This is a genomic window from Hymenobacter amundsenii, from assembly GCF_002204745.1.
GTDB classification, from domain to species: Bacteria; Bacteroidota; Bacteroidia; order Cytophagales; family Hymenobacteraceae; genus Hymenobacter; species Hymenobacter amundsenii.
Genome location: NZ_NIRR01000006.1, coordinates 84443 through 109961, shown reverse-complemented (window position 1 = coordinate 109961; position 25519 = coordinate 84443). Strand labels below are relative to the sequence as shown.

21 protein-coding genes and 1 riboswitch are annotated in these 25519 nt (G+C 63.6%); of the genes, 5 read left to right on the top strand and 16 right to left on the bottom strand.

Going from position 1 to position 25519, the window contains the following annotated elements; genetic code table 11:
- Positions 1-36 precede the first annotated feature (36 nt).
- Complete coding sequence (locus tag CDA63_RS06145; RefSeq protein ID WP_088463574.1) at positions 37-1173, top strand: MBL fold metallo-hydrolase; 1137 nt, start codon at positions 37-39, stop codon at positions 1171-1173.
- A 57-nt stretch (positions 1174-1230) separates the two neighbouring features.
- Here CDA63_RS06145 and CDA63_RS06140 read toward each other — a convergent pair whose 3' ends face one another.
- Positions 1231-1758, bottom strand: coding sequence for a GNAT family N-acetyltransferase (locus CDA63_RS06140; protein WP_088463573.1), 528 nt, complete (start codon positions 1756-1758; stop codon positions 1231-1233).
- A 188-nt stretch (positions 1759-1946) separates the two neighbouring features.
- Between CDA63_RS06140 and CDA63_RS06135 the strand changes: the two genes are divergently transcribed.
- Positions 1947-4136 (top strand): alpha-ketoacid dehydrogenase subunit alpha/beta, encoded by a 2190-nt coding sequence (locus CDA63_RS06135; protein WP_088463572.1) that lies wholly within the window; start codon positions 1947-1949, stop codon positions 4134-4136.
- Between the two features lie 94 nt (positions 4137-4230).
- On the opposite strand, the gene tamL is transcribed toward CDA63_RS06135, so the two are convergent.
- Entirely contained in the window at positions 4231-6831 is a 2601-nt protein-coding gene (tamL, locus tag CDA63_RS06130; protein WP_088463571.1) for a translocation and assembly module lipoprotein TamL, read from the bottom strand.
- Positions 6832-6878: 47 nt separating this feature from the next.
- Here tamL and CDA63_RS06125 point away from each other — a divergent pair, with 47 nt between their 5' ends.
- Positions 6879-7625 carry a TrmH family RNA methyltransferase gene (locus CDA63_RS06125; protein WP_088463570.1) on the top strand — a complete coding sequence of 249 codons (747 nt, stop codon included), beginning with the start codon at positions 6879-6881 and terminating at the stop codon, positions 7623-7625.
- A 287-nt stretch (positions 7626-7912) separates the two neighbouring features.
- On the opposite strand, the gene CDA63_RS06120 is transcribed toward CDA63_RS06125, so the two are convergent.
- The 10 genes from CDA63_RS06120 to CDA63_RS06075 form a co-directional block, all read right to left on the bottom strand.
- Complete coding sequence (locus CDA63_RS06120) at positions 7913-9130, bottom strand: porin family protein (protein WP_088463569.1); 1218 nt, start codon at positions 9128-9130, stop codon at positions 7913-7915.
- 27 nt (positions 9131-9157) lie between these two features.
- Positions 9158-9958, bottom strand: coding sequence for a hypothetical protein (locus CDA63_RS06115; protein ID WP_088463568.1), 801 nt, complete (start codon positions 9956-9958; stop codon positions 9158-9160).
- On the bottom strand, positions 9939-10529 hold the full coding sequence (locus CDA63_RS06110) for an RNA polymerase sigma factor (protein WP_088463567.1): 591 nt from the start codon (positions 10527-10529) through the stop codon (positions 9939-9941). Before CDA63_RS06110 ends, CDA63_RS06115 begins: the two co-directional genes overlap by 20 nt.
- 196 nt (positions 10530-10725) lie before the next feature.
- Positions 10726-11085, bottom strand: coding sequence for a CoA-binding protein (locus CDA63_RS06105; protein WP_088463566.1), 360 nt, complete (start codon positions 11083-11085; stop codon positions 10726-10728).
- Positions 11086-11321: 236 nt separating this feature from the next.
- Complete coding sequence (locus CDA63_RS06100) at positions 11322-12056, bottom strand: SDR family oxidoreductase (protein ID WP_088463565.1); 735 nt, start codon at positions 12054-12056, stop codon at positions 11322-11324.
- Between the two features lie 136 nt (positions 12057-12192).
- The gene (locus CDA63_RS06095) at positions 12193-13872 is read right to left on the bottom strand and encodes a MutS-related protein (RefSeq protein WP_088463564.1); all 1680 of its coding nucleotides are present in this window, start codon (positions 13870-13872) and stop codon (positions 12193-12195) included.
- A gap of 546 nt (positions 13873-14418) precedes the next feature.
- Positions 14419-14943, bottom strand: a complete 525-nt coding sequence (locus CDA63_RS06090) for a hypothetical protein (RefSeq protein ID WP_088463563.1) — start codon at positions 14941-14943, stop codon at positions 14419-14421.
- Between the two features lie 122 nt (positions 14944-15065).
- Positions 15066-15533: a GNAT family N-acetyltransferase gene (locus CDA63_RS06085; protein WP_088463562.1), complete on the bottom strand. Its 468-nt coding sequence runs from the start codon at positions 15531-15533 to the stop codon at positions 15066-15068.
- A gap of 59 nt (positions 15534-15592) precedes the next feature.
- A complete protein-coding gene (locus CDA63_RS06080; protein ID WP_088463561.1) occupies positions 15593-17182 on the bottom strand; it encodes an NAD(P)/FAD-dependent oxidoreductase in 1590 nt (529 codons plus the stop codon).
- Between the two features lie 61 nt (positions 17183-17243).
- Complete coding sequence (locus tag CDA63_RS06075) at positions 17244-17660, bottom strand: acyl-CoA thioesterase (protein ID WP_088463560.1); 417 nt, start codon at positions 17658-17660, stop codon at positions 17244-17246.
- 171 nt (positions 17661-17831) lie between these two features.
- A riboswitch (cobalamin riboswitch) is annotated at positions 17832-18040 on the bottom strand.
- 161 nt (positions 18041-18201) lie between these two features.
- Here CDA63_RS06075 and CDA63_RS06070 point away from each other — a divergent pair.
- Positions 18202-18756: a DUF2911 domain-containing protein gene (locus tag CDA63_RS06070; RefSeq protein ID WP_088463559.1), complete on the top strand. Its 555-nt coding sequence runs from the start codon at positions 18202-18204 to the stop codon at positions 18754-18756.
- A 21-nt stretch (positions 18757-18777) separates the two neighbouring features.
- Here the strand turns inward: CDA63_RS06070 and CDA63_RS06065 are convergent, their stop codons facing one another.
- From CDA63_RS06065 to CDA63_RS06050, 4 genes are all read right to left on the bottom strand, one after another.
- The gene (locus CDA63_RS06065; protein WP_088463558.1) at positions 18778-19710 is read right to left on the bottom strand and encodes a helix-turn-helix domain-containing protein; all 933 of its coding nucleotides are present in this window, start codon (positions 19708-19710) and stop codon (positions 18778-18780) included.
- 131 nt (positions 19711-19841) lie between these two features.
- Positions 19842-20837 carry an aldo/keto reductase gene (locus tag CDA63_RS06060; protein WP_088463557.1) on the bottom strand — a complete coding sequence of 332 codons (996 nt, stop codon included), beginning with the start codon at positions 20835-20837 and terminating at the stop codon, positions 19842-19844.
- Positions 20838-20984: 147 nt separating this feature from the next.
- On the bottom strand, positions 20985-23456 hold the full coding sequence (locus tag CDA63_RS06055; protein WP_088463556.1) for a M1 family metallopeptidase: 2472 nt from the start codon (positions 23454-23456) through the stop codon (positions 20985-20987).
- A gap of 223 nt (positions 23457-23679) precedes the next feature.
- Positions 23680-24669: a tryptophan 2,3-dioxygenase family protein gene (locus CDA63_RS06050; RefSeq protein ID WP_088463555.1), complete on the bottom strand. Its 990-nt coding sequence runs from the start codon at positions 24667-24669 to the stop codon at positions 23680-23682.
- A gap of 154 nt (positions 24670-24823) precedes the next feature.
- Between CDA63_RS06050 and sdaAB the strand changes: the two genes are divergently transcribed.
- Positions 24824-25504: an L-serine ammonia-lyase, iron-sulfur-dependent subunit beta gene (gene sdaAB, locus CDA63_RS06045; protein ID WP_088463554.1), complete on the top strand. Its 681-nt coding sequence runs from the start codon at positions 24824-24826 to the stop codon at positions 25502-25504.
- Positions 25505-25519: the final 15 nt, after the last annotated feature.

Here is a 25519-nt window from a genome sequence, read left to right as displayed (position 1 = left end):
AGAATTTGTAATTACCTTCTCCTTTAGCCTGCCCGCATGAAGCGTACCCGCCGTCCCGTTTTCCGAGTCCTCATTAGCCTGCTGGCCATTCTACTGGTGGCCGGGGCGGCATTTGCGGGCCTGAGTCCGCAGTTCGGGGGCAAACCGACTAAGGCGGATAAGGCCCGGTTTGCCCGCAGCGGCCATTACGCGGACGGGGAGTTTAAGAACCTGATTCCGACCGAGCTGATGACTGGCAGCAGTATGGCCTCGGTGATGTGGGAGTTTCTGTTCAAGAAAACGCCCGGCAAAAACCCACCCGGTCCGCTGCCCATGCGCCTGCTCGATTCGCTTAGCCTCACCCGCAAAACGCCCGAACTGCTACGCGTAACCTGGTTCGGACACTCGGCCAGCCTGCTTGAAATCGGGGGGCGCAATATCCTTATCGACCCCATGCTGAGCCAGGATATGGGCCCGGTTGCGTGGCTGACGCCCAACCGCTACAACTCCCGGGTGCCCATCCGCACCGAGCAGCTGCCACCCATTGATGCCGTGCTGATTTCCCACGACCACTACGACCACCTCGACTACGAAACCATCGGCAAGCTCAAGGGCAAAACGGGCCTGTTCTTCGTGCCGCTGGGCGTGGCGGCCCACCTGCGGGCCTGGGGCGTGGACACCGCCCGCATCCGGGAGCTGGACTGGAACGACTCGGTGCAGGTATCCGGCCTGACCATCATCAGCACCCCGGCCCGACACTTTTCGGGGCGGGGGCTCACCAACCGCAATTCCACGTCCTGGAGCTCCTGGGTGGTAAAAGCGCCCGGCCACCGCGTGTTCTACAGCGGCGACGGGGGCTACGGGCCGCACTTCGCCGCCATCGGCCGCCAGCACGGCCCCTTCGATCTGGCCCTGATGGAATGCGGCCAGTACGACCCTCACTGGGCCGACATCCACATGCTGCCCGAGCAGAGCGTGCAGGCCTCCCTCGACGTGCGGGCCGCCGCGATGCTGCCCGTGCACTGGGGCGCGTTCACCGAGGCCAACCACCCCTGGAACGGCTCCGTGCAGCGGGCCTCAGCCGCCGCCATCCGCCTCGGCCAGACGCTCACCACCCCCGAGCTAGGCCAGCCCGTCACGATAGGGGCCGGCCCACTGCCCCAGACGCGGTGGTGGGAAACGGTGAGGAAATGAGTGAAGCGGGGAGTGAGTGGGATGGTCTTTCGATTTTCAGGTGCCTACCTACCCCACTCATTCCCTTATTTCCTTCCGCAATACTTGCAGCACCAGCGGCTCGGGCTGGCGGGGCGTGCCGAAGCGGGTATCGGTGGGGAAGGCTACGGTTGCCGGGGTGTGCTGGTAGCCCAGGCGCGCGTACCAGGCCAGCAGCTCAGAGCGCACCGAAATAACGGTCATGCGGACGGCCGTGCAGCCGTGGGTGCGGGCGTGACTTTCGGCGGCCTGCACCAGCTGCCGGCCGATGCCGCCGGCCTGGAGCGTGGGCTCCACGGAGAGCATGCCCAGGTACAATTCGGGCCCCTTAATTTGCAGGAATACACTGCCCACCAACATGCCGTCGGCAGCTTGGCGGGCCAGCAGGAAGGTGGCGCCGGGTAACGCCAGTTGCTCCAGCAGATCGGCCTCGTCGGTGCGCTGGCCGGCCAGCAGGCCCGATTCGGTGGTCCAGCCCTGCTCCGAGGCCTCGCCCCGGTAGGCCCGGTTCACGAGGCGGTTGAGCGCAGGCACGTCGGCGGCGGTGGCGGGGGCAAAATGGAGCATCAGACAGAGGCGGTGAAATGGCGAGTAGATAGTAGGCTGGGGCGGAGGATGGACCTAGCCAGTGCGGCCAGCGAAGGAGCAAACAGGTAAGGATGGCGCAAGTTGGGCCGATAGAACGTCAAAAACACTATTCCACTATCTACCCGCCTTGCCTTTCGTAACTTCGCCCCAGCACCCAACCCCCGCCCATGACCTCCGAAACCGCCCCCGCCCCGGAAACCGACTTCACCACTGCCCATCCCAACCCCGACATCCTCCGTCGCGCCTACCGCCTGCTGCGCACCGGCGACGAGCTGGCCCGCCTCTACGAGGAAAATAAGGCCGTAACGGCCAAGTATGTGCACGCCACGGCCCGGGGCCACGAGGCCATTCAGCTGGCTGCCGCTGCCTGCCTGATGCCCCAGGACTACGCCGCGCCGTATTACCGCGACGACGCGCTGCTGCTCGGCATGGGCCTGACGCCCTACGAGCTCATGCTCCAGCTCATGGCCAAGCGCGACGACCCATTTTCGGGCGGCCGCACGTATTACTCGCACCCTTCGTTGCGGCGGGCGGGTTTCCCTACTATTCCGCACCAGAGCTCGGCCACCGGCATGCAGGCTATTCCGGCTACCGGCGTGGCTCAGGGGATGAAGTATCTGGAATCAATTAAGCGTGATGTGACCAGCAACGGTCAGCCTGGCAATCAGCCGGAAGCCTCCGGAGTTCAGGGCGAAGCAAACCGTCGTTCTTCCTTGTTAATGCTTGATTCGCCACAGGCGAAGCCTTTAACGCTGTGCTCGATTGGCGACGGGGCCATGACTGAGGGCGAGGTGAGCGAGGCTTTGCAAATGGCCGCGCTGCACCAGCTGCCCATTATTTACCTGGTGCAGGACAACGATTGGGGCATTTCGGCTACCGGCCGCGAGATGCGCACGATGAACGCCTACGAGTTTGCCGCCGGGTTTAAAGGGTTACACCGTCTGCAGACCGACGGGGCCGATTTCCTGGCCAGCTACGCTACCATGCAGGAGGCCGCCGACTACGTGCGCCAGCGCCGCGGGCCGGTGCTGGTGCATGCCAAATGCCCGCTGTTGGGCCACCACACCAGCGGCGTGCGCCGCGAGTGGTACCGCGGCGATGACCTGGCCCAGCACACCCTCCAGGACCCGCTGCCTCGCTTTCACGCGCAACTGCTAGAGCTGGGTTTCGCGGAAGACGAACTGCAGCAGCTGGCCGACGAGGCCCGCGCCACCGTGCAAACCGACTACGAGCGCGCCCTGGCCGCCCCCAACCCCGACCCGGCCACCTTCGCCGACCACGAGTTTGCCCCCCCGGCCGTAACCGCCGAAACCGGTGAGCGCGCCCCCGCCGGGGCCGAAAAGGCCCTGATGGTGGACGCGGCCCTGCACGCCGTCGACGATATTCTGCGCGAGTTCCCCGAGGCCCTGTTCTACGGCCAGGACGTGGGCGGGGAGCTGGGCGGCGTGTTCCGGGAGGCCGCATTGCTGGCCAAAAAGTACGGCGACACCCGCGTCTTCAACACGCCCATTCAGGAAGCTTACATCATTGGCAGCACGGCCGGCATGAGCGCCGTGGGGGCCAAGCCCATCGTCGAAATCCAGTTTGCCGACTACATCTGGCCCGGCCTCAACCAGCTGGTGGAGGAGCTCAGCAAGTCGTGTTACCTCAGCAACGGGCAGTTCCCGGTCCAGAGCCTGATTCGGGTGCCCATCGGGGCCTACGGCGGGGGCGGGCCCTACCACTCGGGCTCCATTGAAAGCACGCTGCTCACCATCCGGGGCATCAAGGTGGTGTATCCCAGCAACGCGGCCGACATGAAGGGCCTGCTGCGGGCCGCCTTTCTCGACCCCAACCCCGTGGTACTGCTGGAGCACAAGGGCCTGTACTGGAGCAAGGTACCCGGCACCGAGGAAGCCAAAACCATCGAACCGGCCGCCGGCTACGTCATCCCGCTGGGCCATGCCAACATCTTCCAGGCTGCCGATGAGCAGAAGCTGGCCAACGGCGAAACCTGCGTCGTCATCACCTACGGTATGGGCGTGCACTGGGCCCGCACGGCCAGCCGGCAGTTCCCCGGCCAGGTCGAAATCCTGGACCTGCGCACCCTCAACCCCCTCGACTGGGACGCCGTGCAGGCGGCCGTGCGCCGCCACGGCAAGGCCCTGGTGCTCACCGAAGAGCCTCTGATGAACTCCTTCGCCGAGAGCCTGGCCGGCCGCATCCAGCGCCATTGCTTCCAGCAGCTCGACGCGCCCGTGTTCACCCTCGGGGCCGCCAACCTGCCCGCCATTGCCCTCAACGTGGAGCTGGAAAAGCAAATGCTGCCTAACCCCGACAAAGTGGCCACTGCGTTAGTAGAGTTGCTGGGGTATTAGGTGAGATGGTGAGTTTATGTTCGTAGGGCCCGATTGCGCCATTTGCGCCGCCGGGCCCCACGAACATAAACTCACCATCTCACTATCTCAACACTTAGAAGGGATACCCGATGCCCAGGTTAAATGCCGTCTGGTTTTCACGGAAGCTGAAGTCGCGAATCACCCATTTGCTACCCGGGGCCGTGGGGTCGTAAACCTTGGTGGCCACGTCGAGGCGCATGATCAGGAAGCTGAAGTCGAAGCGGAAGCCGAAGCCCGAGCCCACCGCGAACTGCCGGTAGAACTTGCCGAGCGCGAACTGCGCGCCCGGCCGCGGGTCGGAGCGCAGGGTCCAGACGTTGCCAAAATCGGTGAATACGGCCCCCTTAATGAAGTTATAGAGCGGAAAGCGGTACTCCACGTTGCCTTCGAGCAGCAACTCACCGGGCTGCTCCAAGTCGTAGTCGCGGATTTTGCGGCCCTGGTCGTCGAGCAGGAACTGACTGGGGTTATCAGGGTCGAACTTGTACTGGGTAAACGAGCCGGTGCCCAGGCGCCGTGGTTTCCAGGCCCGCACGCTGGAACTGCCCCCCACAAACAGGTACTTGTCGTAGGGGATGAGGTAGGAGGTACTGGTGGTTTGGCCGCCGTCCTGACCGATGGTCGTGACCTGGGTCGGGCTCAGGGCCGCCGCCAGGCCGCCCGCCAGCCGGTACACCAGGTAAGAGTCGGAGGTGAGCTTGTAGTAGCGGCGGTAATCGGCCGTGAACTTGCCGAAGTCGTAGATTTTGAGCCGGTTGCCCTGCAGATCGCGGGTGTCGGTGAGCAGGGGCTGGGTCTGGTAGAAGCTCCGGGTGAGGCCGCCGACTTCGGCAAACAGGCGCAGGTACTTGGCGTCGCGGGTTTCGTTGAAATCGTTGGAGTTATAGAGCGAGGTGGCGTTGAAGCTGGGAATGAACAGGTTGTCGAAGCTGCGGAAAAGCGGCGAGCCCTGCTGGAGCAGCAGGTTCTGGAGTACCGTCTGGAACCGTTCGCTCAGCTTGGCCGTGCGAATAACACTTACATCAATGGGCGTGAGTACGTACTGATGAAAGGCCGAGCGCTGCCAGATGTAGTCGAAGGTGCCCTCCACGTTGGTGCGGATGTAGTCGGGCCGGTTGACGTAGGTATAGGAGGCGTTGAGGCGGGTGCGGGGGTTGTACTGGCTCAGGAAACGGTTGGCCCGCCCCGGCAGCAGAAATTGGGGCAGTACCAGGTTTACGTTGGCCCCGAGCTGGGTAGTGAGCACGCTCTTCTGGCTCGACGTGCCGTCGGTGGCCCCCGTGCCCGTGATGTTGTACTGGCCCTCGAAGCCGGCGCGCAGCCCGAACTCCAGAATTTCGGCCCCGCCAAACACATTGCGCACCTTTAGGCGCACGTTGCCGAAGGGCCCCACCTGCTGGGCCACGTAGGTGCCCCCAAACTCGGTGGTTTCCTGGAATTTCTTGGCCGGCGAGGCATTCACGGTGGCATCGAGCAGGCCCCGGGCCGAATCGGCCGGCGCCTCGGGGCCGCGCACTCGCCGGTAATTAATGGTGGTGAAGCGGAACATGTCCAGGCTGCCGAGCTGGCGCTGGGTGAGCTGGGTATTGAGAAGGCTGTACCTATCGCCGGGTCGGAGGGCCAGCTTACGGTTGAGCACTTTGGTGCCGATGCGGTGCTGGTAGGCCAGATAATTCACCGAGTCGCGCACGAGCGTATCCCGGTCGCGGCCAAAGCGCACCAGACCCGCGTCGCTGATAAAATCGACGTGGCGCAGGGTGTAGCGGCGGTGCGGGCCCCGGGGCGGATCGGCCAGCAGCGTGCGCAGGCGCACGGTGGTGGGCCGAAAGCTGGTGTCGGCCTCGAAGGATACATACTGCTGGCGGAAATCGTAGTAGCCCTGGTTTTTGAGCAGCGTTTCGAGGCGAGCCCGCTCGTTGCCAATCACCTCCTCGTCGTACTGGTCGCCCACCCGGAGCAGGCTCCGGGGCTGGCTGGCCAGCACCTGGCGGGCCACGGCCGAGTCGGCCACCTCGTAATCAAGCTGCGAATAGTGAAATACGGGCCCTTCCTGAATGTGGTAGGTAACCGTAACCCGCTGCGAGTCGGTGGTGTAGGGGGCCTGGAACGCCAGCAGCCGCAGGGGCGTAAACCGGCGGGTGGGCACGGTGTCGGTAACGGTGACGGAGCTGCGGAAAAAGCCCTTCGAGCGCAGGAAAATCCGCAGCTGATCGACTGAGGTGGCCGTGAGCGACGAATCGTAGACCACTGGCGGCTCGCCCAGGCGCATAATGGCGTTGCCCTTGTCGAGGGCCAGCTGATGGCGGCGCACGTGCCGCTCGCGCTTGCGCAGCAGCTGGCCTACCCGCGAAGAGTCGGTGCCGGCCTCCTTGATGAGCTGATCGTACTTGTTTTTGTCCGCTTCGAGCTTGCGAGCGATGCGCTCGGCGTCGTAGAACGAGCGGCCGAACTGGTAGATAGTTACCTTTGGCAGCGGAAACGTGCTGTTGGGCTGCTGCTGCACCAGCGTTAGCAACCGCTCGGCGTCGGCATTTTCGGTGCCTTTAATTTCCACCTCGCTCAGCAGCCGCTGGCCGGGGGCCAGCAGGCGCAGGGGCGAACAGGCGCCCAGCAGGCCGCCGCCGGCCAGCAACCCCACGGCTACCACCCGCCGCCACGAAAGCCGGCGGGGCATTTTACTCGACGAAAAGCCCCCATCAAACGGGGCGTTATTATGCGCAGATGGTCTCAAAAGCAGTAGCGAAATACGTGCACGCGCTGCACCTGAAGAAGTATCGGACCCGCCACGCAGCCTTCCTGGTCGAGGGGGGCAAGAGCGTACGGGAGCTGCTAAGTTCTGGCATTTCGACCGAACGACTGATAGCCACCGCCGAATTCGCCGAGAAAATTGCCGCCGAGCTGCCCGCCGGCCTCCCGCTCGACCTCGTTTCCGAAGGCGAGCTAACCCGCCTCAGCTCTCTGAGCACCAACAACACGGCCCTGGCCGTTGCCCGCCTGCCCGCCGAAACGCCGCTCCGGCCGGCCCCCAACCAGCTCCTGCTGGCCCTCGACGACGTGCGCGACCCCGGCAACGTGGGCACCCTCATCCGGCTGGCCGACTGGTATGGGCTGGCCGGCGTAGTCTGCTCTGACACCTGCGCCGACCCCTGGGCCCCCAAAACGGTAGTGGCCACCATGGGCTCGTTCACCCGCGTACCCGTCTGGCAGCGCAACCTGCCCGAGTGGCTGGGCACGCTGCCAGACGGGCTGCCCGTGTACGGGGCCGACCTGCACGGCGACAACGTGCACCGCCTCACGCTGCGGCCCAGCGGCGTGCTCATTATGGGCTCCGAAAGCCACGGCCTTACGCCGCCCGTCGAGGCCTGCCTCACCCAGCGCCTGCACATCCCCGGCCGGGGCCAGGCCGAAAGCCTGAACGTGGCCGTGTCGGCCGCCATTCTGCTGGATAATTTCTTTCGGAATGGTTGATTACTGAATTGAAAAAAATCTGCCTGAAGCTGTTTAGAAAGTATCCGGAATCAATCAGAACGTCATACTGAGCCTGCCGAAGCATCTCTACCGCTTCGTTGAGCTATTGCAACAGAAGCGATAGAGATGCTTCGGCAGGCTCAGCATGACGTTCTTTCGACTTCGTAAACAGCTTCCCGGTCATCCTGACGCCGGAAGGACCTTATCCTGCTAAACCGATTCGTTGTTACGATTGTCGTTTTAGCGGGATAAGGTCCTTCCGGCGTCAGGATGACCGGCAGAAAATTCTACTGCAGAATCGAGAGGCCGAAGCTGATGGTCTGGGCCTGGGGGCCGCGGTTGTCTTTGAATGTATTGTTGAGGTTGTACTTGGCGAACAGGTCGATGCTGCGGATGCCGATGGTGCCCTGCACGCCGTACTGGAAGTCCTCCAGGTTGTAGTTGCCGCGGTCCTTGTCCTTCTTGGTGCTGCCGTTTTCCTCGTACTTAAGCTTGGTGTGCGAGCCCAGGCGGTAGCCCACGAACCCGCCGGCCCCAATCCGGAACGAGTCGTGGCCCTTCTTGTCCTGGAAGCTGAGCATGGGCATCAGGGGCAGGTTAATGCTGGAAACCGACAGCTTGCTTTTCTCCAGGCTCCGGCCCACTTCGGCGGGCTTTTGCAGCACCGTCACGCCATCTGGGTTCACCACGAACTGGAAGTTGTTGTCGAGCATGTAGTTGTTGAAGGCCAGCTCGGGACCGGTGCGCAGCAGCAGCGGCGAGCCCACGCGGCCCAGGCGAATATCGTAGTGCCAGTTGAGACTGATGTAGCGTGAGGCCACGGGCCGCAGATCCAGGGTGTTGCCGTTGAGGTCGCGCTGCTTATTGGTCAGCGCGTTCAGGCCAAGGTCAATATCGAAGTTACTGTGTACGGCCCGGTTGGCCCTTTCTTCCTGCTTGGCCTTGCGCTCGGCTGTCCGTACCGAGTCGGACTTGGCCGAGGTGCCCACCCGCACCGATACCCGGTCGCTGCCGCTGCCATCGGCATTTTCCTCCACCGACACGCCAAACACCCGGCCCAGCGTCACGTCCACGTGGTCGCCCGATTTGGCGGTTCGATCCGCCGGTTTGCCGGGCTCGTTGTGCATCGTGATGCGGATCTGCTCGGGCACCTGCTTGCCGGGCTGGTCCTTGGCGGGGTAAAACTCCATCGTCACCTGCTCGGAAGTGGAGTTCTGGCTGGCCTTCTCAGCCTGCGTGATATAAGTATCGAGCAGCACAATCAGCGAATCGAGTTTATAGTTGCGCAGCTCGCGCAGCTGGGCCTTGTTTTTTACATAGAGCGTCATGGTAGCCTGGTTGGGCAAACGCACCAGAATCGTATCGTCGTTGGCGGGGCGCGGGGCAGCAGTAGGGCGCAACGTGGGGGCAGCAGCGGCCGGCGCGGTGGCGGGCCGGGGGCCAGCGAGGCTGGCCGTAGCCAGGCCCAGAATCAGCAAAGCGGGGAATAGGGAGGAGGGTTTCATAAGAAGATGCGCTGAAAAGCGGGAGAATTAGAGTTGAATGGTTTTCGTGAGCGTCCGGCCGGCAATGCGGGCCTGCACTGTCACCGACTCTGGTAGGCCGGTGGCGGTCAGATCCACTGGGTCGCCTTTTACCACGTTGCGGGCCTGCCGGAGCACCGAGAGCAAGCCCCCGCGCCGGGCTGGTCCGGCCGCCAGGGCCTGCTCCGGTTCGGCACCGGGCCGTACGTCCACCTCAATGGGGCCGGTAAAGGCCACCACCCGGGTGGGCAGCGTAGCCGGGCGGTGCACTGCCGTCAGGGCAGGCTCGGGCAGGTCGGTAGGGGTGAGGGCCAGGGCTTTCACCGGGGCCAGCCCGTTGGCTGGCGAACCGGAAGCAGCAACAAGGGCCGGCACCGAGGGCTGGCGGTCGGGGCCAGGGCCGGGTTGTACACCCCCGGGCCGGGCCGCCGAGGCGGACGCCGTAGTGGCCACTACGGTAGCCGGCCGCCGGGCCGGAGCAGTTGCTGCTGCTTCTGGGAGGCTAGATGTAGGAGCCAGGGCCGGCGTTGCCTGGGCCACCGTATTTTTTTCGGGCGTGGCCGAAGTGGCGGGCGCGGTAGCCGCTAGCTCGGGCCGGCCGGCCGGGTTTAGGCTGGAGCCCGAAAGCAACCACCAGGCCCCGCCCAGCAGCGTGAGCAATGCCACGGCCGCGGCCGCCAGCCACATAATGGGGCGGCGCTTGGCGGGCTGGATTTCGGCCTCAATTTCGGCCCACACGAAGGCGGGCGGCGTGGGGGCGTGGCCCGCCAGCCGCTCGCGAAACAGCTTATCAATATCTTCCGGTTGCATACAGTTCTTTCGGTGAGGAGGAGGTGGGAGCGGCGGGGCGGGCTTGGGCGTTGGCTACCGCGAGGCGGCGCTGGAGCATGCCCCGGGCCTTACTGAGCTGCGACTTGCTGGTGCCCTCCGATATACCGAGCAGCTCGCCGATTTCGGGGTGGGAGTAGCCCTCCAGGGCATACAGGTTGAATACGGTGCGGTAGCCGGCCGGCAGCCCTGCCAGCAGCGCCAGCATATCGTCGGCGTTGAGCTGGCTTTCGGCCGTAGCGGCCACCGCCGGCACATCGTAGGTCAAATCATCGATGGCCATGTGCAGGGGCTCCTTGCGGCGCAGCATCCCGAGGGCCTCGTTGACTACAATGCGCCGGATCCAACCCTCGAACGAGCCCTCGTGCCGGTACTGGTCGAGGGCGCGAAACACCTTGGTAAAACCCACAATCAGGGCTTCTTCGGCATCCTCGCGCCGGCGCAGGTAGCGCAGGCACACGCTCAGCATCAAACCCGAAAACTGCTCGTAGAGCTGTTTCTGGGCCCGGCTGCTGCCCTGGCGGCAAGCGGCTATTAATTCGGTTTCCGTCATGATGACAGCGGCAGCAGCGTAAAATTCAGGTCAGAAGCAGGTCGTTTGGGGCGTCAGATGCAAGGTAAGCGGGAAGGGTTGCCTGTGAGAAGAAAAAAGCACGGAAACTGAGGAAAACAGAAACCGCCTGTCATCCGGAGCATGCTACGCTCCGGATGACAGGCGGTTTTTAATCTCTGCCTTTTAAGTTGCTAACTTAATACTGCCCCACGCTCAGCATCACCAGCGTGCAGGCTTCTTCGGTTTCGATGCCGCGCTGCTGGGCCAGCTTCTCCAACTCGGGGTTTTCGGTGCCGGGGTTGAAGATGATGCGTTTGGGGTTCAGGTCAAGGATGTAGTCGTACCAGCCGGGCTGGTTCTGGGGGCCAACGTAGAGCGTCACCGTGTCCACGGCTTCGGCGGCGGGGCGGTCGTTGCGAATATCGAGGCCGGCCACTTGGCCCTTGCGGATGCCCACCGGCACCACTTCGTGGCCGTGCTGCTTGAGCTGATGCACGGCGCGGTAAGCGTAGCGGGCGGGGTTATCGGTAGCCCCAAGAACGAGGGTCTTTTTCATGGGAAGGAGAATATTGGATGATTGCGAACGGGGAGATTTGGACGCGTGAAGCTGTGCCCAACCCCCGCAAACTAGTTGGGCTATACGCAAGGCCAGCCGCAAAGTAGTACCAGGTGCCGCCTTTCGCCCGTGCAACAACTGCCGCCCGCCCCACTGTTCCACGTCCGCCAGGGGCCAACGGCAAAGCCCGCCCTGCCAGCAGTAGAACGGGCTTTAGAAAACAGAACCCAGGAGAATTACCGCTTGTTGAGGCCGGCAAACGCCGTATCCAGCTGCTCGCGCGAAGCCCGGTGGGCCTGGGCGGCAAAGCCGGTAGCCACTTCCGGGGCGTCGGTGGCCAGCTGGCGCAGCACGTCGTCGGCGTAAGCGTCCAGGGGCATGCCAAAGGAGTGGTCGGTTTCGCCCAAATCCGTGTGCACGGCCGGCGGAATAATTTCTACCACCGTGATGCCCGAATCGGCCAGCTGCCAGCGCAACGACTGCGTGAACGAGTGCATGGCGGCCTTGGTGGCGCTGTAAATCGGCACCGACGCCAGCGGCACGAAACCCAGCCCCGACGACACGTTGAGAATAGCGGGCGCCGTTTGCCCCGCCAAGTGCCCGGCAAACAGCTGGCACAAATGCACCGGCGCTTCAAAGTTGATGGCAATTTCGGCGGCCCGCACGGTCCAGTCGGCGGGCGCGGTGTGCAGGTCCACGAGCCGCTGAATGCCGGCGTTGTTGACCAGCACGTTCAGGGCGGGGCATTTGGCGGTTGCCCACTCGAACAGCCGGACCCGTTCCTCGGCCCGGGCCACGTCGCAGACCAGCGTCCGCAAACCCGGCAGCCGCTCGGCGGCGGCCCGCAGCTTGGCCTCGTCGCGCCCACAAATAAGCAGCGTGTTGCCCGCCGCGTGCAGCCGCTCGGTGAGGGCCAGGCCAATGCCGCCGCTGCCGCCGGTAATCAGGATGATGTTGTTGGTGAGGTTCATGAGGGGAGGAAGTAAACGGATGGTTTAGATGAGGGTTGAGCGCTCGTAACGTCATACGCACGGTTGTCAAGAGTGCGTGAAATGGTTGTTTACAGCGTCTTGCAAATAACCATTTGCGGCGCCTAAAGAGCTGCGCTCAACGCAGGCTACTGTCGCTGTGCTGAACCCCTTGGTCTAACTGATTTTCTCTCCAGCTGTTCGAACCAGCCACGGAAATAAGTTCTTCCGGTGTGGTGGTTCGCGCGCTGCCAGCTTGCGCCCGCGCGGCCAGCGTGGCACTGAGCGCCTGCGCATCGGCTACCACCTGCGCCGGGTAGTGCAGGCGGGCCAGCAACCGGATGGCATTGCGCGTGGTGAGCGGCCCGGCTTTGAGACGGTAGTCGAAGTACCAGTCTTCCGCCGTGACGGTCTCGCAGAAGTGGTATTCAACGTAGCACGACTCCAACAGCGCCCCCAGCTCCCCATCGTGGGTGGCCGCCACTACCCAGCCGCGCGGCTGCAGGTAGGCCAGTACGGCCTTATTAGCGGCGATGCGCTCCTGGGTATTCGTGCCTTTGAACAGCTCATCGAGCAGCAATAGGTAGCTGCCGGGGGCCGCGTCGCAGGCCAGCAGCAGCTGCCGCATGGTTTCGGCTTCCACCAGGTAATAGCTCTTGCCCGTGGGCAGGCTGTCGGCCAGCGTGAGGCTGGTGAGCACCCGGCAAAAAGGGGCGTGGTAGGCGGTGGCCGGGCACGTAGCCACGGTTTGAGCCAGCAGGGCATTCACGCCCAGCGTGCGCATAAAGGTGGTTTTGCCGGCCATGTTCGAGCCGGTAAGTAAGACGCCCTGCCCGGATAGGGTGAGGTCATTCGGCACGCAGCCCGGCACCAGCGGGTGGTAGCCGGCTTGCAGCCGGATGCCCTCGGCGGCCGGCCCAAAGTGCGGCACGCAGGTGGCGTAACGTTGCCGAAAGCTGGCCACCGCCAGGGCACAATCGACGTAGCCGACTGCCTCAAAGATGGTCCGAATGGCGGGCGCCTGCCGCTGCACGGCCACCCGGCAGCGGGCATACACCAACTGGTCGAGCATCAGCAGTAGCTTGAGCAGTTCCAGTATCCCCAAATTATCCTCCACCTGAAAGAAAGTCACTTGCCGCAAAATACCTCCCAGCCGGTCCAGGGGCGTGGCCAGCTGTTCGAGCGGCCGCAGGGGCAGGGTCGCCTGGCACAACGCCCGCCCTGCCCGGTGCAAGCGGCCCAGTTGCATCAGCGGGCGAATTATGCGCTGAATTCGCGTGCGCTGCCAGAAGTGAAACACAGAATTGATGAGGGCAAACACCCCCGTGCCCAACCAGAGCACGGGCAGCCAAAAGCCCCCGATCAACGTGGCCAACAGCCCCAGCGCGAGCAGCGGCGCGACGCGGGCGCCGGGCAATGTGGGCAGGGGCTCCCCACTAATCAAATCGGCCAGGAAGTATGTTTCGTCGGCCGTCAGCTGGTCGAGGGCGAGCAGGGCCTGCCCACGGGCCACGGGTTGCTGGGCCAGCAGGGTCGCGGCGGCATCAAACTCGTGCAAAGTGGCCTCATCGGCGAGCGGACTGCGCAGGCGGTGGTAAAGGCACTGCTGGCCCACCCGGCTCACCGTGGCATCGAGCAGTTCGAAGAGCAGTTCGCCGTTCAGGTCCTCCCAGGTTTGGTCGGGTAGGCGGTGGTACGCGGGCTCGTATTGCACCTGGTTGTAGTAGCGGGCTACCCAGGGCAAGTGGGAGGAGCGCGCTGCCGGCTGCTGCCAAGCCGCCTCCAGGCGGCGTAAGCGCTTGCGGGAAGAAGTCCACATAAAAAGTAAGAGTAGCTGCTAGGAAGACGAGCGGTGAGCTGGCGTCGTTGGTATTTTATAACGTAGCGCGAAAGGTAGCGAAGCGACACGCATCAAGGTAAATACCACGCCGGGTACAACGGCTAGCCGGCTCGAAAACCACTACGATTCCGGGAGGTGGCTGAGAACGTCTGTTATATTAAGTGGAATTTCCCCTAAGGGAGCCCGCCCGTAGCGGGCCGTTTTCTCTTTCCTGTCTAATTTAGAGTGCCATCGATATTTGCAAGCAATCTGTTAGTATTACTCCTCAACTATTTCTAACTAAACTCATCAGCTAAAAATATGGGAGGTCTCATGCACCACATCGCTCAATTTTTGATAGCCCTAGCAAAATCGCTTGCTCACAGTATGGGTATCCCTGCTTAGCAAGGAGTCCAACTCCAAACGAGAATCTAAGTCGACAACCAGGTAGCCTCTTCCGCAATCCAGGTGCAACTGCGGCCCCTGGTTTGTCGAGTGCTAGCAGGCGGGCGTACCACTTTGTTGGGTTGCCCCAAAGGAGCGTAACTAACCCTCGAAAGGCGGAACATGCAGTTGGGGCAAGTAGCGCCGGTTGAGGTCCGCGAGGCGCTCGGACGTGAGGACCACGGGAGCCACGCACAGTTCGGTGCGAACTAGGTCGAGAAAGGTTTGCTCCTGGGTCGACATCTCCGCGGGCGCTGCGGCGTAGCAGGCCACGGTTCGGGAGGCATCGTAGGCCAGTTGTTCGAGTTCAAACCAGCCCATTCGGTTCCCAATGCCCAAAAACTCCGCCAAGGTTTCGGCTACCACCACGTTTGCCTCCTTCATGGGCACCGTCATGACCACCGGACCCGCGGCGGTTTCGTCGCGGGCGTTGAGCAGGCCAAAGTGGACGCCATCGCCCCCCGTTCTTGCGAAGCTGAGCGTGTTCGTCGGTGTACAAGGATAGGCGCCGCTTTCCAAGGGCCGCAGGGGATGAAGCCCGCAGTAATCCACGTACCGGAAGGCGTGGCGCCCCCACCGAACCTTTATTATATCGTCTAGGGCGAAAAACTCTTTAATCGTCAACATGGCAGCGCAATACGGTAGAGCATCAGAGCAAAGATGCCTAACCAGAGTTAATGCAGAAGAGAAGGCCAGTCTGTGTTTATTTAGACGGCAGTTTTTAAACTGGCCATAATAACGTAGCCAAGCTACGCCGACCCATCTGCGTTTTTGCGCATGCACACACTGTTGTACACCCCCGCGTACTGCCCGAAATTGGGGGTGCGCCGGTAGCCGCTGCTTTCGTAAAGCCGGATGGCCTCGGGCTGGTTTTGGCCGGTTTCAAGCACGTAGCCCGCGTAGTCCAACTCGTCGGCCCATTGCTCCAACTCCGCCAGTACCGCCCGCGCCGCGCCCAATCCGCGAAACGCCGGCTGCACAAACACGCGCTTGATTTCCACTAAATCGGGGGCGAACTCCTTAAAGGCCCCGCACGCCACCGGCTCGTCGTCCTGGTAGACCACCACGGCGTGGCGCAGGTGGGCCATGGCGGCCTGGTTGAGTTGGGCGTAAAAGGCGTGCTCGGCCCCGTCGCGCACGGCCAAATCCGCATCGAGCAGCCGGACCAGCCGCAGGAAATCGGGGTTGTCGGAATCGGTACGGAGTAGGCGAAGCATCAGGAAAGTCGGTTACGGGAGTTGTAGGAGTGGACGTTCGCGAGGTGGGAGAATGGATGCTACGCCGCTCCCACCATTGCCCGCACCGCCTCGGCGCACCGCTCGCCATCCATGGCCGCCGACACGATGCCGCCGGCGTAGCCCGCGCCCTCGCCGCACGGAAACAGGCCGCGCACTACTGGGTGCTCCAGCGTGTCCCGGTCGCGGGGGATGCGCACGGGCGAGGAGGTGCGGCTTTCCACGCCCACAATCTGGGCCACGTTGGTGGCGTAGCCGGGTATTTTGCGGCCGAAGTTGGCAAAGCCCTGGCGCAATCGGTCGGCCAGGTTCGCGCCCAGCACCTCGTCCATGGGCACCGATACGAGGCCGGGCTGATAGCTGGTTTCCAGCAGCTGGGCCGAAGTTTTCTTCTTCAGAAAGTCGCCCAGCAGCTGGGCCGGGGCACGCTGGGAGTTGCCGGCCAGCAGGCAGGCGCGCTGCTCGATTTGCTGCTGCAGGTGCAGGCCGGCCAGCGGGCCGTGCTGGCGCAGGTCCATATCGCTCAGCTCCACGGCCGCCACGATACCCGAGTTGGCGAACCGGGAGTCGCGGCGGCTGGGGCTCATGCCGTTTACCACCACCTCGCCGGGGGCCGTGGCGGCCGGCACAATAAAGCCGCCCGGGCACATGCAGAACGAAAACACGCCGCGCTGCTCGTTTTGCACTTGCGTTTGGTGCACCAGCGCATACGAGGCGGCAGGCAGCGGGCCCCGGTCGGGGCGGCGGTACTGGGCCTGGTCGATGAGCTGCTGGGGGTGCTCGACGCGCACGCCCAGCGCAAACGGCTTGGCCTCGATGAGCACGTCCCGGCGGTGGAGCAGCTCGTAGATGTCGCGGGCCGAGTGGCCGGTGGCCAGAATCACGGCGTCGGCCGTCAGCTCCTCGCCGGCGGCCGTTACCACGCCGCGCAGGCAGTTGTCGGTGAGGATCAGGTCATCGACCCGCGTTTCAAACAGCACCTGCCCGCCTGCTTCCCGCACCGAGTCGCGCAGGGCGGCTACCACGGCCGGCAGCTTGTTGGTCCCGATGTGGGGGTGGGCATCCACCAGAATGTCGGGCGTGGCGCCGTGCTGCACCAGCAGGCGGAGTACGCGCTGCACGTCGCCGCGCTTGGTGGCCCGGGTGTACAGCTTGCCGTCGGAGTAAGTACCGGCCCCGCCCTCGCCAAAGCAGTAGTTGCTGTCGGGGTTCACCACGTGCTCCTTATTAAGGGCGGCCAAATCGCGGCGGCGGGTGCGCACATCCTTGCCGCGCTCCACCACAATCGGCCGGATGCCCAGCTCAATGGCCCGCAATGCCGCAAACAGCCCCGCCGGCCCGGCCCCCACAATCAGGACCGTGCGGGTGGCCTGGCGAACATCCGGAAACGTGAACCAGGGCCCGAACAGCTCGGCCGGCGGACGCTGGCGGTAAATATCGGCCCGCAGGCGAACCAGCGGCTGGCGGCCCCGGGCATCGACGGAACGCTTGCGCAGGTGCACGAAATCGGCCTGGCCGGGGCGCAGACCGGCGGCGGCCAGCAGGGCTTCGTAGCGGGCCAGCTCGTCGTAGGCTTGCTCGGGGGGCAGCAGCAGCTCAATTTCCTGAGCCGTGGAAGGGGAGAGGGACATAGAAATGGGGGAAAGGGAGTTATCCTTTTACGCGGCGCAAAGATACGCACCCGCCGCCAGCCTACGCCGCCGATTCCGGCCGCAACTCAGCGGGCAGAATGGGCACCGGGCGCTTGTCCTCATCAATGGCCACGAAGGTAAACAGGCCCGACACGGCCCGGTGGCGGTCGTCGGAGTACATCTGCTCCACGAATAGCTCGACCCGCACCTTGAGGCTGGTACGGCCCACGTGCTCGACGCGGCCGATGAGCTCGACCAGCGTGCCGCCGGGAATGGGGTGGGTGAAATCGACTTTGTCGGAGGAAACCGTGACCATTTTCAGGCGCGAAAACCGGGTGGCCGTGATGAAGGCCACCTCGTCCATGAGGTGCAGGGTGGTGCCGCCGAACAGGGTGTCGTAGTGGTTGGTGGTGTTGGGGAAAACCGCCTTGAAGATGCGGGTTTCGGCGCGGCTGATTTTTTCGTCGAGCGTGAGCATGGCAGAAATGGGAAGGGTGGAGGAAAACAAGCGGTTCCCGGAACCACCCCGCTACTTGCTGCCCCCTGCTGAACGCGCGCCGGCGGTGGGCGCGGATTTCCGCGCCCACCGCCGGCCAGGCCCGTGGGCCCGCCCCGCTTTCAACAAGGGGCTCGGGTCGCGGAGCCGCCTTCGTCGTACAAGCGGCGGGCAGGTCTCCTGACTCGGGTGTCCGGCTCCCCGCCCTTCTCCACCCGCCGTGGCGGGTAATGGGTCGCGAAGGGGAGCCGGAGCCGCCGGAGCGGCCCGCCCTCACAGTAGCGCGTCTGTCCGGGAGTTGCACCCGGTTCCCTTTTCAGCCCGCCCCACCGGGGCCGGCCACCTGCCGCTCAGCCGACCCGCATTAGGGGCCGGGAACGGGGCGAAGGTAGGCCAAAATCCGGCGTTGGGGCCGCCGTGGCGGCCTGAAAGCAACCAACGGCCTAACTTGGGGTATAATTATTGCGGGCCAGCGGGAACTGCCAGCCTGGCTAGCCGCTCCCGCTTCACTTCACCGCTCCCTATGCCCGCTCTCCGTCCGTTGCCCCTGCGGATTTTCCTGGCCCCGTTACTCGGCGCGGCCCTGTTGCTCTCGGCCTGCTCCGAGCAGACGCCGCAGTCGCCGAAAGAAAAAACCACCCGGCCCAGCCCGCCCGCGACAGTTTCGACCACCGTGCCCAGCGGGGCCACGCTCACTATTCGCTACAGCCGCCCCTCGGCCAACGAGCGTAAAGTATTCGGTGGGCTCGTGCCCTACGGCCAGGTCTGGCGCACGGGGGCCAACGAGGCGACGACCTTCGCCGTGGATAAGCCCGTAACGGTGCAGGGTAAGCCGCTGCCAGCCGGCAAGTACGCGCTGTTCACGATTCCCGCCGAGAAGGAATGGACCATCATCTTCAACAAAACGCCCAACCAGTGGGGGGCCTACGAGTACGAGCCCGCCCAGGACACGCTGCGTGTACCTGCCCAGCCCACCCAGGTGGCCAAACGCGTGGAGCAGTTCACCATCACGACCAACAGCACCGGCCAGGTAACAATGGCCTGGGAGAATACCCAAGTGACATTTGCCGTGAAGTAAACAGGCCAACCACCGGGCCGCTTACTGCGCCGAGAAGCGAAAGGCGCCTGGGCTCAGTCCGGTTTTGCTTTTGAAAAGCCGGCTGAAATAGTGCGGGTACTCGAAGCCGAGCTGAAACGCCGTTTCGTTGATGGACAGCGAGGTGGTCAGGAGCAGTTGCTTAGCTTTCTCCATCAGCTGGTGATGGATATGCTGCTGGGTGGTCTGGCCGGTGAGGGTGCGCAGCATGTCGCCCAGGTAGGCCGGCGAAACGTGCAGGGCGTCGGCGAAAAACTGTACCGTGGGCAGAGCCAATTGCCCATCCTGCGCGAAATAGCCCCGCAGCAGCGTTTCGAAGCGGTTGAGCAGGTCGTGCTCGGGCGTGCGCCGGGTCAGGAACTGGCGATGGTAGAACCGGTTGGCGTAGTTGAGCAGCACTTCGAGCTGCGAAATAAGCACGTCGTGGCTGAAGGCGTCGATGGGCCGCTCGTATTCCAGCCGGAGGCCGTGCAGCAGGCTGTCGAGCAGGGTTTCCTCCTGGGCCGAGAGGTGCAGGGCCTCGTGCACCTCGTAAGAGAAGAAACTGTAGCCCGCTATTTTCTGGGCCAGCGGGTAGCGGGCAAGCAAATCGGGATGAAAAACCAGCATCCAGCCCGTTAAGAGAGACGTGTCTGACACCTCATCGACCTGGAAGACCTGGCCGGGGGCCGAGAAGCCCAGCACGCCCTCCCGAAAGTCGTAGGACTGGTGCCCATAGTAGAGTGGCCCGTTCAGGCCGCGCTTGAGAAACACCGTGTAGAGTTGCAGCACCACCGGGCCCAGCATGGTGGTCAAATCGAGGCCGCCCGCCTGCTCCCGCGCTTTCCCCAGGTCGATGAGCGTGAGCAGTGGGTGGGCCGGCGCCGGCAGCCCATAGAAGCGGGTGTAGTCGCTGACGGTAGCTAATATGCGAAAGTCTTTGGCGGAATTTTTCATGTGATGCACCAGCTAATTACACAAGAACGTCATGCGGAGCGACTCGCTCGGGGAAACAATCAACGCTAAGTCGGCGGTTGAGTTAGTCGTCCGTGCGAGGGGCTACACTGCGCTCCGCATTACGTTCCCACTCAACCTACGGGGTAGGCCGCGCCCGCGGCGCTGCCCACTGGCAGAATGGCGTCGAGCCCGGCCAGTTCGGTGGGGCTCAGCACGAGGCTGGCGGCGGCCACGTTGGCTTCCAGGTTTTTGCGCTGGCGGGTGCCGGGGATGGCCACCACGCCCTGGGCCAGCACCCAGGCCAGGGCCAGCTGGGCCGAGGTTACGCCCTTGGCTTGGGCCAGGGTCTGGAGCTGCTGCACCAGCTCCAGGTTTTTATAGAAATTCGCGCCCTGGTAGCGCGGGAAAAAGCGGCGAAAGTCGTCGGCCGCGAAGTCGTCGGGCGATGTAATCTCGCCTGACAAAAAGCCCCGGCCCAGCGGCGAGTAGGCCACGAAGCCGATTCCCAGCGCACGCACCGTGGCCAGCAGGTCTTCCTCTTCGGGACGGCGGTCAAAGAGCGAATACTCGGTTTGCAGGGCCGTGATGGGGTGCACGGCATGGGCCCGGCGGATGATGTCGCCGGGCACTTCACTCAGGCCCAGGTAGCGCACTTTGCCTTCTTCCACGAGGCGACTCATGGCCCCTACGGTGTCCTCAATGGGCGTATGGGGGTCCAGTCGGTGCAGGTAATACAGGTCTACGTAGTCGGTGCCCAGGTTTTGGAGCGAGCGTTCGATGGATTTGCGCACGTACTCGGGCCGGCCATTCAGGGCATTGGTCATGTGGCCCGCATCGTTAATCTCGTAGCCGAATTTGGTGGCAATCGTGTACTGGCTGCGCTTGCCGGCCACGGCCTTAGCTACCAGACGCTCGTTTTCGAGCGGCCCATAAATGTCGGCCGTGTCGAGCATGGTTACGCCCAGCTCCAGCGCACGGTGAATGGTGGCAATGCACTCCGTTTCGTCGGCCGCCCCATACACGCTCATCTGGCCCGAGGCCATGCCGGTCATGCCCATCAGGCCCAGCCCCTCAACCGATACTTCCAGGCCCTGGCGGCCCAGGGCTACTTTTTTGATAGTGCTCATATTGAGGACGAATTAACTGAAGGAGTTGCTTTATAAAGCAAAGGTCCGGCCCCCAACTCCTTAGCCAGCCACACAAATCGGCGTTTCTACCACACAAAACACCGGCCCGGATAACCAGGTGCTCGCTCACTTAAACTACAAGAAGGCCTATTTCGCGGCCTCAATAGCGGCTGTGGCCTGCGCAACCAGGGCCGCCGCCCGCGCTGCCTGGGGCCGCGTGGCCTGCCGCTGCTGCACCTGCCGGAGCAACCCAATAATCCGCTGCGAATCGACGTACGGCTTGAACTTCACCGTCAGGTCGCGGAGGCGGGTGAGGCCCTGCTCCAATGCCGTGGCATCGTCGAGGCGGCCGAGGATTTCAATGAAGCCATCCAGCATTCCGAAGCGCCCGTTGGGGTCGGCGGCGTCGAATTTGGTCAGCATCAGCGGCCACTGCGCCGGACCGCCGGCCGCGCCATATACATTCGCTAGCGCTACCGTCAGGGCTCCCTGGTTATCGGCCTCGAAAGCCGTGGCGCGGGCCAGCGCCTGGGCGGGGTCGAGGGGCAGTAGGCCTTGCAGCGCGGCCCCCTGCACCGCGTAGGAGCGGCTGCCCAGTGCTTGGCTGAATACGGCTAGATAGCGTTTTTCCCGAAGGCTCCCCAGCGCCAGCAAGGCCGCCGCCCGCACGCGCGGAACCGAATCGGTGGTGGCCAGCCGGGCTAGTTCCGGTGTAGCGGCCTGGCGTAGTGCGGTATTTTTAAGGTCGAGGGCTTCGATGGCCGACTGCCGGAGCGCGGCCGATTGGTCGCGGAGGCCGCCGAGCAGGATTTGGTGGGCCAGCGGGTCGGTGGGTTGGTTTTGGGCGGCGGTGAGGGCCTCACGGTGGTCGAGGTAGTGCGGGGCGTGGCGGTACTGGTAGGCGAAATTCGCCAGCGTCTTATGGTCCTGCTTCTGCCAGAGCAGCACCTTTTCGGCATCCACGTTCACCAGCTCGGGCCGGGTGGCGGCGGGGAAATAGAGCGTATCCACGGCGTGGCGCAGGGTGGCCGCATAGCGCCGGGCGCGGCCATTCGTGTAGATATCGACCTGCAGCGGCAGCCTGAACGGCGTGCCGGCCTGCGTCTGGTGTATTATTACGGACTCGCGCTTTCGGGTGGCATCCCAGTGGTAGTCAATGGTTACAATGGGGTGGCCGGCCCGGTAGTACCACTGCTCGAAAAACCAGTTCAAATCGCGGCCCGAGGCTTCTTCCAGGGCCAGCCGCAGCTGGTGGGGCTCGCCGGTTCCGAAGGCGTTTTGCGTAAGGTAGCGCTGCAAGCCCCGAAAAAACACGTCCTCGCCTAGCTCGGCGCGCAGCATGTTCAGGATGCTGCCGCCCTTCTGGTAAGTTACGTTGTCGAACAGGTCTTCCTGGTGGGCGTACTGGAAGCGCACCAGGGGCTTGGTATGGTTGCTCAGGTCGCGCAGGTAGTTGCGGCGGCTGCGCTCGGCCTGTTCTGCGCCGGCATCAGGACCGTGGGCATGCTCAGCCCACAGCACCTCGCTGAAATTAGCAAACGACTCGTTCATGGTCAGGTTGCTCCAGCTCTCGGCCGTCACGTAGTCGCCAAACCAGTGGTGGAATAGCTCGTGGGCAATTTCGCGCTCCACGCCGTTGTACTCCCAGTCGAGCAGCTCGCGGGCGGTGCCCTGGGCCTGCTCGCCAAACAGCGAGGCCGTCGCGTTTTCCATGGCGCCGGCCGTGTAGTCGCGCACTACCACCTGGCGGTAGTTAGGCCACGGAAAATCTACGCCAAGGCGCTGCGAGAAAAATTCCAGCATGGCCGGCGTGCGGCCGAAAATGGCCCGGGCCTGGGCCGCATACTGCGGTTCGAGGTAGTAGCTGACTTCCTTGCCGCGCCAGGTGTCGCGGGTAATGCGGAAGTCGCCCACGGCCAGCATCACCAGATAGGGCGCGCAGGGCTCGTCGAGGCGCCAGGTATCGGTGCGCAGGCCGGGGCCGGCGGGCGTCTGGCCGGTCAGGCGCCCGTTGCTGAGCGTGACGTACTTGGCGGGCACGGTCAGGCTGATTTCGGTGGTGGTTTTCTGGTTGGGCTTGTCGATGGTGGGAAACCAGGCGGAGTTCGATTCCGTCTCGCCCTGGGTCCAGATTTGTACGGGCTTGCCGGCCACGGCGCTATCGGGGTTAATGAAGTACAGGCCCTTCGCCTCCCCAATAGCCGTGCTGCCTTTCGCGTCCAGCTCGTCGGGTTTGGCCGTGTAGTCGATGCGGATGGTGTAGGCCTGGCCAGCGGGCATTTTCCGGCCCAGCTGAATGAGTAATTGGCGTTGGTTGTAGTTGAACTTCACCGGCAGGCGGGTTATTCCCTGCTGCAACTCGACGGTTTTAATGTCCATGCCCTGGGCATCGAGCACCAGCGAATCGGTAGCCACGCCGTGCGGCTTCAGGGTCAGTTCGGCCTGGCCGTAGAGGTAGCGTTTGGCGTAGTCGAAGCGCACGGCCAGCTTGGTGTGCACCAGTTCGTTGGCTTTGCGCGGGGTGACGCGGTAGGTAGCAGCGGCTGGCGGCGTGGGCTGCTGGGCCAGGGCCGGGCAGGCAATTGCGAACCAGAAAACGAAAAACAGGGACTTCGGCATGAGGCAAACCAGGGTACACAGATAAGCGGCATTCAATAACGCCAATGATTCCGCTACGCCGCCAACCGTTGCCTGCTTCCTTGTTTATTTTCAAGCATGGAGAAAGCGCGCAGGCCGTGACCTAGCAGCTTAGGCCTGCTGCCCAATTTTAATGGTCTTGAAGGCCCTGCTGTCTAACCCAAGCGCGTACTGGAGGATTAGATAGGTGTCTTCACGCCCTCCCTTACTCCGCGCTGCCCAGCACGCTTTCCACCCAGCCTTTACCCCAGTCCTGGATCTCCTGGGCGGTCCAGAGTTGGGGGTAGAAGATGCGGCGCTGGAATTTGGGAGGCAGGTACTGCTGCCAGTTGGTACCCCCGGTGGCGGCAATGGCGTCGGGGTTGCGCTCCAGGTAGCGCACGGCCGATTTGTAGTGCATCAGGGGCCAGTTCACGTTCACGTTCACGTCGAGCTGGCGCAGCTGGTGTAGCAGGCGCGGGTGCTGCTGGCCTTCGGGGCCGGCGGGCAGGCGCTGCACCACGGCCCAGAGGTTGCGCTCGGCGTACTGGCGGGCGTGGTCGGCGAGTTGGTGGGTGTACTTCTTTTCAAATTCGGTGAGCGTGAGGGCTTTGGCGCCGGTTTCAACCACCGTGGCCCCGGCCTTCCAATAGATGCAGCCCAGCAGCTCGTCGTGGGCGGCGGCCTCGCCCAGCAGGCGGCGCTGCTCCTCGGGCACGAGGTTGTGGAGGCTGGTGCTGGCCAGCTCAATCATGCGGTATTGCACGCTCTGGAAGCCCGAGGCCGGCATCAGGGCCAGCCGGAACTCCAGAAACTGGTGCTTGTCCATGCCGTCCACCATCACATCAAACGAGTCGATCAGGTTTTCGAAGTAGCGGTTGATGCGGCCCACGCGCAGCGTTACCTCCTCGGTGGTGGGCTGGGCCAGGTCGCCGAGCTGCTCGTACTCGCAGAGGCAGAGCTTGAAATACAGCTCCGTAATCTGGTGGTAGATGATAAAAATCCGCTCGTCGGGAATGTTGGTTAACGGGCGTTGCAGGCTGAGCAGCGTTTCGAGCTGGATGTAGTCCCAGTAGCCCAGGTAACGGGTGTGGTAAAAGCCTTCGAGGTAGGCGGCCAGGTCCTGGTCGTCGGCGGCGTAGCGCTGTTGCAGGCGTTGCAGCTGGGCCAGCACGGCCGGCGAGAAATTGGTAGGGGCGGGGGCGGGGTTTTCCATAGCAGGGGTAAAGGTAAGAATTGGGGGCAGGGAGAAAGGAACCGGCATGCGGAGCATGTGGCGCATAGAGCCAGGGTGCTCCGCATGCCGGTTCCTTTCCTCACTCCATCACCTTCTCACCTCATCACTTCTGTCAAAAACCTACCTTTACTCCATGGCAGAGAAATCCAGCATTTTTGATATGATCGGGCCGGTGATGATCGGGCCCAGCTCCTCGCATACGGCGGGCGTGGTGCGCATTGCGCGGGCCGCCATCCGGATTCTGGGCAGCACGCCGACCCACGCCATCATCACGTTCTACAACTCGTTTGCCCGTACCTACGAGGGTCACGGCTCCGACCGCGCCATCGTGGCCGGGCTGCTGGGCATGAACACCGACGACGTGCGCATCCGCGAGGCCTTCGACCACGCCCAGGCTGCCGGCCTGAATTACACGTTCCAGGGCGTGGGCAACGCCTCCACCATGCACCCCAACACCATCCGGCTGCAACTGCGCGACGAGCGTACGGGCAGGGCCGTGGAGGTGATTGGCCAGAGCCGGGGCGGGGGCGTCATCCGGATTGTGGAGGTCGATGGCTTCTCGTCCGATTTTTCGGCCTCGCTGCACACGCTCATCATCGATGCCGACGACGAGGTGGGCTCCATTGCCTTCATTGCTTCCGTGATTTCGCGCGATGATTGCAACATTGCCACCATGTTCGTGTCGCGTAAGGGCAAGCACGACGCGGCCCGGCAGTTCATTGAAATGGATACCGCCCTGCGTCCCATCACCCTGGAATACCTGCGCCAACTGCGCTGGGTCCACCACCTGACCTACATTCCGACGCTCGACTAAACGGCCCCGCTGGGG